1 protein-coding gene is annotated in these 11,808 nt (G+C 44.2%); it reads left to right on the top strand.

The genetic code is table 11. From position 1 onward, the window contains the following. The first annotated feature begins 65 nt into the window (after positions 1-65). Positions 66-11,756, top strand: a complete 11,691-nt coding sequence (locus HX005_RS16365; RefSeq protein ID WP_286378171.1) for an Ig-like domain-containing protein — start codon at positions 66-68, stop codon at positions 11,754-11,756. Positions 11,757-11,808 lie beyond the last annotated feature (52 nt).

The following is an 11,808-nucleotide window of genomic DNA, read 5'->3' as shown; positions in this document are numbered from 1 at the left end:
CCAATGGTGAAAAAGTTGACGTAACTGCCAAAGATGAAGCAGGTAACGTTTCAGATAAAACTGAAGTGACTGCACCAATCATTTCAACTGGTGAAGCTGCTGATATTATTGGTGATATTCTTCTGGTTGGTGCTGGTGAAGACGGTATCTTTAATGCTGATGAATTAGGCACAGATGGAAAAGTTGATGTCATTATTCAATTGGGCAAGGATGCTCAAGTTGGCGATATTATCCGAATTAATGGTGAAGAACATACCATTACACAAGCGGAAAAAGATGCTGGTCAACTAGAAACAGAAGTTGCTGTACAAGAAGGCAATAATCAAATTGTTGTTGAAGCAACAGATAAAAATGGCAACATCGATAAAGAAATCAAAGATTTTATTGTAGATACCATTCCTGCGGATATTGTTGGTGCAATCACTTATCCAAGTGATAGTTATGATGATTTAATTTCAACACATACCATTAAAGTTCATGTAGAACTGGGTAAAGATGCTGAAGTGGGTCAAGTTGTTACAGTGAATAATACTGATTATGTATTAACACAAAGTGATCTTGATCAAGGTTATGTTGTGGCTATAGTGCCTGTGGTGAATGGTGATAATTTAATTACTGCTGAAGCAAAGGATAATGAAGGTAACTTAGATAAAACATCAGACACAGTAAATGTTCAAATCACTGAAACTGGTGGTGAAATGGGCAATATTATTGACGATGCTTTCTTCCCTGAGGCTGGTGCTGACAATATTCTAAATAAAGAAGAATTTGGAACAGATGGAACAGCTAAAGTAGAAATTACTTTAGGTGCAGATGCGCAAGTTGGTGATGTGATTACTGCTGGCGGTGTCAAACATATCATCACTCAAGCAGATCTAGATAATAAAAAAGTAGAAATAGAAGTACCTTTAAACGAAGGTAATAATTTTGTTTATATTTCTGCTACAGGTTCTACCGGCGCTTTTGATCAAACTTATATTAATATTGAAGTCGATACTTTAGCACCAGATGCACCAAGTGATGTTGTGATCAGTGAAGATGGTTCAACTGTTACGGGTAAAGCAGAATCAGGTTCAACGGTTGAAATCAAAGACAAAGATGGCAACATTTTAGGTTCAGGTACAGCAGACGAAAATGGTGATTTCACTGTTGGCTTGGATACACCATTAACCGATGGTGAAAAAGTTGATGTGACTGCCAAAGATGAAGCAGGCAACGTTTCAGCTCCAACAGAACTCACTATGTCAGGCGAAACTGGTGCTACGGGCGAAACTGGTGAAACTGGTGGTACAGGCGAAACTGGTGCTACTGGCGAAACTGGCGCTACAGGTGAAACTGGTTCAACTGGTGAAACTGGTGCTACAGGCGAAACTGGCGCTACAGGCGAAACTGGTTCAACTGGTGAAACGGGTGCTACAGGTGAAACTGGCGCTACTGGTGAAACCGGCGCTACAGGCGAAACTGGTGCTACGGGCGAAACGGGTGCTACAGGCGAAACGGGTGCTACAGGCGAAACGGGTGCTACAGGCGAAACGGGTGCTACAGGCGAAACTGGTTCAACTGGTGAAACGGGTGCTACAGGTGAAACTGGTGCTACAGGCGCTACTGGTGAAACCGGCGCTACAGGCGAAACTGGTGCTACAGGCGAAACTGGCGCTACAGGCGAAACTGGCGCTACTGGTGAAACCGGTGCTACAGGTGAAACTGGTGTGACAGGCGAAACCGGTGCTACAGGCGAAACTGGTGCTACTGGTGAAACTGGCGCTACAGGTGAAACTGGCGCTACAGGTGAAACTGGTGAAACGGGTGCTACAGGCGAAACTGGTGCTACAGGCGAAACTGGTGCTACAGGCGAAACGGGCGCTACAGGCGAAACTGGTGCTACAGGCGAAACTGGCGCTACAGGTGAAACCGGTGTGACTGGTGAAACGGGTGCTACAGGCGAAACTGGTGCTACAGGCGAAACTGGTGCTACAGGTGAAACTGGTTCAACTGGCGAAACAGGTGCTACAGGCGAAACCGGTGTAACTGGTGAAACGGGCGCTACAGGCGAAACGGGTGCTACAGGCGAAACTGGTGCTACAGGCGAAACTGGTTCAACTGGTGAAACTGGCGCTACAGGCGAAACGGGTGCTACAGGCGAAACGGGCGCTACAGGCGAAACGGGTGCGACTGGTGAAACTGGCGCTACAGGTGAAACCGGTGCTACAGGGGAAACTGGCGCTACAGGTGAAACCGGTGCTACAGGCGAAACCGGTGCTACAGGCGAAACTGGTGCTACAGGCGAAACTGGCGCTACAGGCGAAACTGGTTCAACTGGTGAAACTGGCGCTACAGGCGAAACGGGTGCGACTGGTGAAACTGGCGCTACAGGTGAAACCGGTGCTACAGGCGAAACCGGTGCTACAGGCGAAACTGGCGAAACGGGCGCTACAGGCGAAACTGGCGCTACAGGCGAAACGGGTGCGACTGGTGAAACTGGCGCTACAGGCGAAACTGGTGGTACAGGCGAAACGGGTGCTACAGGCGAAACGGGTGCTACAGGTGAAACGGGCGCTACAGGTGAAACGGGCGCTACAGGCGAAACGGGTGCTACAGGTGAAACGGGCGCTACAGGCGAAACGGGTGCTACAGGTGAAACTGGTTCAACTGGTGAAACTGGTTCAACTGGTGAAACTGGCGCTACAGGCGAAACGGGTGCTACAGGCGAAACTGGTGCTACAGGTGAAACTGGTTCAACTGGCGAAACCGGTGCTACAGGCGAAACCGGTGTAACTGGTGAAACGGGCGCTACAGGCGAAACTGGTTCAACTGGTGAAACTGGCGCTACAGGCGAAACGGGTGCTACAGGCGAAACTGGTGCTACAGGCGAAACTGGTGCTACAGGCGAAACTGGTGCTACAGGCGAAACTGGCGCTACAGGCGAAACAGGTGCTACAGGCGAAACGGGCGCTACAGGCGAAACGGGTGCTACAGGCGAAACTGGCGCTACAGGCGAAACCGGCGCTACGGGTGAAACCGGCGCTACTGGCGAAACTGGCGCTACAGGCGAAACGGGTGCTACTGGCGCTACAGGCGAAACGGGTGCTACTGGCGCTACAGGCGAAACGGGCGCTACAGGTGAAACTGGCGCTACGGGTGAAACTGGCGCTACAGGCGAAACGGGCGCTACAGGTGAAACGGGCGCTACGGGTGAAACTGGCGCTACAGGCGAAACTGGTGCTACAGGCGAAACGGGCGCTACAGGCGAAACTGGTTCAACTGGTGCTACAGGCGAAACCGGTGCTACAGGTGAAACAGGCGCTACAGGTGAAACTGGTGCTACAGGTGAAACAGGCGCTACAGGTGAAACCGGCGCTACAGGTGAAACCGGTGCTACAGGCGAAACTGGTTCAACTGGTGAAACGGGCGCTACAGGTGAAACTGGCGCTACAGGCGAAACGGGCGCTACAGGCGAAACTGGCGCTACAGGTGAAACCGGTGCTACAGGGGAAACTGGCGCTACAGGCGAAACTGGCGCTACAGGCGAAACGGGCGCTACAGGCGAAACTGGTTCAACTGGTGAAACGGGTGCTACAGGCGAAACTGGTGCTACAGGCGAAACTGGTGCTACAGGCGAAACCGGTGCTACAGGCGAAACTGGCGCTACTGGTGAAACCGGTGCTACAGGCGAAACCGGTGCTACAGGTGAAACTGGCGCTACAGGCGAAACGGGTGCTACTGGTGAAACCGGTGCTACAGGCGAAACCGGTGCTACTGGTGAAACCGGTGCTACTGGTGAAACCGGCGCTACAGGCGAAACGGGTGCTACAGGCGAAACGGGCGCTACAGGCGAAACGGGTGCTACAGGCGAAACGGGCGCTACAGGCGAAACGGGTGCTACAGGTGAAACCGGCGCTACTGGTGAAACCGGTGCTACAGGCGAAACTGGTACTACAGGTGAAACTGGCGCTACTGGTGAAACTGGCGCTACAGGCGAAACCGGTGCTACAGGCGAAACCGGTGCTACAGGTGAAACCGGCGCTACAGGCGAAACCGGTGCTACAGGCGAAACCGGTGCTACAGGTGAAACTGGTGTGACAGGCGAAACGGGCGCTACTGGTGAAACCGGCGCTACTGGTGAAACCGGTGCTACAGGCGAAACTGGCGCTACGGGCGAAACTGGCGCTACAGGCGAAACTGGTGCTACGGGCGAAACTGGTGCTACGGGCGAAACTGGCGCTACAGGTGAAACCGGCGCTACAGGCGAAACCGGCGCTACAGGCGAAACCGGCGCTACAGGCGAAACTGGCGCTACAGGCGAAACTGGCGCTACAGGCGAAACCGGCGCTACGGGCGAAACCGGTGCGACTGGTGAAACCGGTGCTACAGGCGAAACTGGCGCTACAGGTGAAACCGGCGCTACAGGCGAAACTGGCGCTACAGGCGAAACCGGCGCTACAGGCGAAACTGGTGCTACAGGCGAAACCGGCGCTACAGGCGAAACTGGTGCTACAGGCGAAACGGGTGCAACTGGTGAAGGCTCTGTCGCTGATTTAATTAAGTCAGTAACCTTAAATGATGATTTAGATCTTTCAGGAACACTGGATACGAGAGAAGTTGGCAACGATGGTTTAACAAGTGTCAAAATTCAATTAAATGATCCAATAGCAAATGCTTTAGTAGCGGGTAATGTTGTTGTTATTAATGGTCAACCTCATATCTTGACAGCAGCTGAAATTGCAGCAGCAGAGCTAGATGTATTGGTTGCTGTTAAATCAGGTACAAATGCCATTGTTGTTGAAGTGACTAACAGTAAAGGTCAAGTTGAACGTGATATTACTGTTGTTGAAGTTGTTGCATCTGACTTGATTGGTAAAGTGACTGTTGTTGAAGATATTAATGGCGATAATATTTTAAACAGCACTGAAAAACCTGTAGATAACTTGGTTGATTTAACTATCGAGTTAGGTACAGATGTTAAAGTGGGTGACACAATTGAGGTGGGCGGTATCACTCATACAGTGACACAAGGTGATATTGATCAAGGCTTTGCGCTAGTTGAAAATGTTGGACCGTTAAAAGAAGGTGACAATACTTTTGAACTTGGCTTAAAAGATGCGACAGGTCAGTTAATTGAAGAGTCAAAAGCTCAGGTGACTGTAGATACCAAGCCAGCTGATTTAATTAGTGAAATTCGATTAACTCAAGATAAAAACGGCGATGGTGTACTCAATCTGAAAGAACTTGGTGCAAATAAAACATCAACGCAAGTTGAAGTGATTTTGGGTCAAGATGCCAAAGAAGGCGACACCATTACAATTAATGGTAATGACTACACCATTACGCACAGTGAATGGTTAGCAGGAAAAGTGATTCAAAACATCGTCATTAATGAAGATGCAAATACGATTACTGCAACAATGACCGATGCACAAGGTAATGTTGATCAAGAGCAGCTTGACTTTGTAGTAGATACTCAAGCGACTGATTTAGTAGGTCCAATTAGCTTACTTGATGATACCGATCTTGTAGATGGTGCAATTAATAAGAAAGAATTGGGTAATGACAATAAAGTTGATATTTCAATTCCATTAACGAATGCCAATCAAGCAGGTGACATCATTAATGTGAATGGTGACAACTATGTTCTACAGCAAGCTGATATTGATGCAGGGAAAATAGAAGTTGCTATCACTGTACGTGAAGGAAATAATCAGGTTGTCGTTAAAGCAACTGATCAGCAAGGTAATGTAGATAGCTCAGAGCTCACTTTCCTTGTCGATACTAAAACTGTCAATCCAGTAGTAACAGGTATTACGACCATTGGTGGTGGTATTTATGGTAATGACCAAGCTATCAATGCAGATGAACTTGCTAATACCGTTGTGATTCAAGGAACAGCAGAGCCAAATTCAACGGTTGTGGTTTCTATTGAAGGTCTAAATACACCATTTACAGTAACGACAGATCCGACAGGCGCATGGAATGTACCTTTAACACCAGCAGACTTAGCGACTTTAAATAGCTATCAACAGCAACAAGCAGATTCGTCATTAAATATTGAAGTTACAGCAACTGATGAAGTGGGTAACGTTAGTGAAACAGTACAAGATGACTCAATCACACTTGATGCAGAAGCACCTGAAGTTACAATTCAAATTGATGCAAATGGTGTTGTTGAAGTTGTAAGTACAGAGCCGCTATTTAAGCTTGATAATGGCGTTGTGACTCCTGTTGATTTACAGGATATTGCAGATCAGTTAACCAGTGATCAAGGTAAGTTTATTGTTGTAACACCAACAGGTGGTGCGCAACCTTATATCCAATTTGTTCCAATGGATCCAAATAGTGCAATTGACCCTACGACTGTCGATTTAACAACAGTTGATTTTTACGGTCCAGTTGTTGTGGATTTAGCAACAGATATCTTTACTGATGAAGTCGGTAATGGAAATCTTGCAGGACAAAGTTCAGTTGTGACTGTGGATATGAGCTTGCCACCAACATTAACGATTACTTCTGATAGCTATGTGGTTAATGCAACTGACGATACAACGATTATTACGTTTAAATTCTCTGAGTTAGTCACTGGCTTTGACTTAAGCGATGTCAAAGTTACGGGTGGTACGTTGTCGAATTTACGTCAAGACGTCAATGATCCTGAGGTTTATACGGCAGTATTTACACCAGATCAAAGTAATGATGTTGTGGGTAAAATCTCTGTAGATCCAAATGCATTTAATAGTGTGACGACAGGTAAGAGCAATGATCAAACCGCTTCACTTGAAGCACCAGGAGAGATCACTGGAGATGTTATTGCACCTGCATCTGTTGAATTAAGTTTATTAGAAGATACTTTTGCAGTGGCTTCTGGTGCAATTTCAGAGCATCAAAAACAAGATGGTATTACCAAAAATCCAGCGATTAAAGTCAGTGGTTTAGAGGCTGAACTGGGTTGGGAATATTCAACAGATGGCGGTTTAACATGGCTTGAAGGTGCTCCAAAAGGAAGCACTGCAACGACGGGTCAGTTTAATTTGCCTGCTGATGGTAAATATACAGTTGGTGATATTTTGGTACGCCAATATGATGGTGCATCTGCAAATGATGAAAATACTACAGTTAGCGCATTTGATAAGGTTGTAACACTTGATACTCAAGCACCTACTGTAAACATTACAAGCGTTGCTGATGGGAATGGTATTGATCAGGCAGAGCGTACGTTTGGCTATACAGTGAAAGGTACAAGCGAAGCAAATGCTGAAATTACGGTGACGATTACAGGCGCTAGTGGCAATCCGCATACAGCAACGGTCATGACTGATGCTAAGGGCAACTGGAGCTATAAAGTTCCTGGAAATGCAGTGACATATCCAAGCTCAGGTAATGTTTTAATTAGTGCTGTAGCGAAAGACAGTGCAGGTAATGCATCTGCTTCAGCGAGTAAATCTGAAGCCGTGACAGATCTTAATAATGGTATATCTGCTCCAGCAAATGCAACGATTGGTGTCGTTGCAGGTGATAACATTATTAATGGTGCTGAAAGTGCTGCTGCGGTTAAGATTTATGGTGACACGAACCTGACTACAACATATGCACGTATTTTCAAAGTCAATGCAGATGGTACAACAACACAGATCTTCCGATTAGGTAGTTCTGGATGGAATACAAATGATACAGGTTCTCAATTTACATCTGGAAATACTTGGAGCGCAGATTTAACACCTGCACAGCTTGCAACCATGGCTGATGGTCAGTATCGAATTGAGGTATCTGATTGGAGTCTACTTGGTGGCTATACAAAACTTGCTAGCCATGACTTTACAGTGAAGAAGAGTATTGCAGCGCCAACATTTGAAGTACGTGATGATGCTGGGCAAAATATCCTAACGGATAAAGCAGGCTATAGTAATGATCCAACACCAACATGGTCTGGTAAAACTGAAGCAGGGGCGATTGTTGAAATCAAAGTGGGTAATATTTCTTATGGTACTGTCGTTGCAGGCGCAGACGGTTCTTGGAGTATTACTGCAAATCAACCACTTCCTGATGCAGACCATAATGTTACAGTTCAAGTGACTGATAGTGCAGGTAATACAAACTCATCATCACACCATGTGATTGTTGATACAGTTGCACCTGAAGTTACGATTGATCAGCCAATTGCTGTGGACGATATTTTGACTGCTGTTGAGTTGCAACAAGGTCTTACTGTGAGTGGTAAAACTGATGGTGCAGAAGATGGTCAAATTGTTAAAGTTACAGTTAATGGTTTGGGTCCAGTTGATGCAGTTGTGATGAATGGTGAATGGAGTGTTAATGTTCCAAGTTCATTACTAGATGATATTACTTGGAGTGATGATACACAGTTTACGATTGAAGCTGTTGTTACCGATAAAGCAGGTAATGTTTCAGAAACAACAACAGTAGAGTTGCATTATAAAGATAATGATTTAGACCAAGCTGGTACGATTGTAGAGTTCTCTGAACATGACTTATTATCGGCTGCGAATGCTTCAACAGGTTTAAGTTATACAGGTCAGTTTGATTTACCAAATGTTGCGTATAGTCATATCTATCTAGAGCCACCTGCAACAGCATTAACCTCTAAAGGACAAGATGTACTTTGGGAACATAATGCAGATGGTGACTTAATTGGTTATGTTAATAACGTTGAAAATGGTCAAGTTGTTAAGTCTGAAGTGATTGTGGTCTCTATCCAAGATGACGGCACATATACTGTGAACTTAAAACAAGCGATTGGTCATGGCGAAGTGGGTACCACTTTAGATGACGTGCTTGCATTTGATATTCGTATGAACTTTAGCAACCATCGTGGTGATGTTTCAGAGTCTGAATATATTACGGTGAAAGTGACTGATGACAAACCAGTGACCAATGCAAGTGAAACTTATAAGTTAACCAATACTTATGAGGTTGAAGGCAATGTGTTTATTGAAACTGTAACTCAGCCAAATGGTAGCGTAGATCAAGTTGTTCATAACTATGGTGCAGATGGTGGTTTTGTTAAATCAGTGAAAGTTGCTGGAGTAACTTTTGAATTTGATCCAGTATCAAATACGATTACTCAATCAGGTTCATCACCAGAAATCATTACCTATGCTTATAACTATAAAGGCTTAGAAGGTGGTGAGTTATTAGTTACGACGTTATCTGGTGAAACCATCACCGTAAATCTAGCGACAGGTCAATATAATTATTCAGTATTTGAGGTTGATCCTGCGGTTTATAACAAACCTGAGCCTGTATCAGTTTCATTGGGTGGACAAACGAATAGTTTACTGGGTACGGTTGGCTTAAACGTTGCTGGTATCATTAACTTACAAAATGAACAATTATTCTCGATCCAAGGTGAAGGTGCTTCTTCAGTTGAAGTCAGCATTGGCGCACTTGATGTAGGTGGTTTATTAGGTTCGTTATTAGGTAACTCAAAAGAATTACTGTTTAACACTAAACTTGCGGCTGAACTTGGTCTGAAAGTTGTTTCACAAAAAGCAACTTTAGGCTTAGTACCAATGAAATTAACCATTACAAATCTTGATGGTACGCCTGTAGATGCACTGAAAGTCAATCAGCTATTAAAAACAGTCACAATCGATGGTGGTGCTTTAGGTGGAATACTTGATTTATCTGTATTACCAACAGTCAACATCACAGCGAAAGATGCTTCAGGTGCAACACTTGCATCGAAAGGCAATACTGAACTGCTAAATGTTGGATTACTCAGTGATTTATTATTGGGCAAGGAAGCAAGTACCGTAATTATGGATGAAGGTTCAGCAAGTTCTGAAATGCGTCCTGTAGATAATAATTTGTCTTACTCACTTTATGGCTTAGGCGGTAACGATACGCTGTATGGTGGTAATAAAAATGACATTTTATATGGTGGCACAGGCAACGACACTATCTTTGGTGGTGCAGGTAATGACTTGATCGTTGGTGGTCAAGGTAATGATGTACTTACAGGTGGTGAAGGTTCAGATGTCTTCCGTTGGGAGAAGAGTGATTATCGTAATGGCTTTGTTGGTGCTGTAGATCGTATTACTGATTTTGACATGCGTTCAGTGGCATTAGGTGGAGACGTAATTGATCTCTCTGATATGTTAGTCGGTGGTGGACGTCTAGGCTTTGGTGCAGGTAACTTGATTAATTATCTACACTTTGAGTTTGATGCTACAACAAATCAAACATTGATTTATATCAGTGTAGATGGTGAGTTCATTGGTGGGTTTAACGCTGACCTTCATATGGAAAGTGTGAATCAGATTATCAAACTTGATAATGTGAATTTACTGTTACAAGGCGAAGGTGATTACGCAGCACGTTTCAATTCAGACTATGAAGTGATTGGTTCACTCATTGCTAATGGTAAGTTGCTTGTGCCTAAGTTAGATGTATCTAGTTCAAGCAGCAACAATACCAATGTTGAAATTGTTGTTGAAGATAACGATGGCGATACTTCTAAAACAGATATCAACTTCGATACCTCTGACCTTGAAGATGTAAGCTTTAATCCAAACAACCAAGCACCATTAGTCTTTGGTACTGATACTTCATTATTAGGGCTTGTTGGACTCGATGTGTTAGGTTTAATCGACCTTGGCGCTCAAGACATCTTTGTCTTCGATGCAGATGAAGATTTGAGAAAAGTAAGTTTAACGTTTGAACAATTGATCAGTGTGAACTTAACTAAACCGACATTTGTTTATTCAGAAAAACTTGCTGCTGAGTTAGGTATTAAAGCTGAAATTACAGCAAACTCTGGTGTGTTAGGACTTATTGCATCATCAGTGTCGATTACATTTACTAGTACGAATCCATTACAGCCAAATATCAGTAATGCTGCAATTAACCAGCTTTTAGCAACAATTCGCTTTACAACTGAAGATGGTGCTTTGGGTATTGTGGATGGTAATTTGTTATCACTTGACCTATTGAATAATATTAAAGTGACTGCAACAGATAGCCAAAACATCTCAACCACTGAATCATTAGGTAAGTTACTTGACCTCAGCTTAATCACTAAAGATTCAACGCTTAATAGCAACTTGAAACTGATTGAAGGTGATAACGCAGTTGATCATTTAGATGCATCAACTTCAGACCGTTCTGTGGTGATGTATGGTTATGCTGGCGATGATATCTTAACTGGCAGTAACCATAACGACACAATTTATGGCGGTCTAGGAAATGATGTGATCTCAGCAGGCGCTGGTAATGACTATGTTTCAGGTGGCGCTGGTGATGACGCGATTTACGGTGGCGCTGGTGATGACATCCTCTTTGGTAATGAAGGCAACGACAAACTCTATGGTGGATTAGGTAACAATATCTTTAATGGTGGCGCTGGTAATGATGAATTCCATAGCCAGTCTATCGGTCAAGATACTGTTATTTATGATTTATTAAATAAAACTGATGCAACAGGTGGTCATGGTGCTGATACATGGTTTGGCTTCCAAAAAGGCTTAGTCGATGTGAATAAAAATGCAGACATCATTGATGTACAAGAGCTATTAACTAACTTTGATCATTCTAATTATGATCACCTGATTTCAAATAATGGTGATCTACCAGGTGCATTGAATTATCTTTCTCAATTTATTAAAGCTGAGAAGAATGGCAATGACACTGTGATTAGTATTGACCGAGATGGTAGTGGTTCAGCATATAGTTCTCATGTGTTGTTAACATTGAACAATACAGACACCACGCTTGAAGAATTAGTACGTAATCAACAGTTATTGTTCTAAGAATATTAGCTTGTAGATGAAATAAAAACCGCCTTTAAATGAAGGCGGTTTT

Source organism: Acinetobacter sp. R933-2, assembly GCF_030325485.1.
In the GTDB taxonomy this organism is placed as follows: domain Bacteria; phylum Pseudomonadota; class Gammaproteobacteria; order Pseudomonadales; family Moraxellaceae; genus Acinetobacter; species Acinetobacter sichuanensis.
This window is presented reverse-complemented; position numbering and strand designations above follow the sequence as displayed.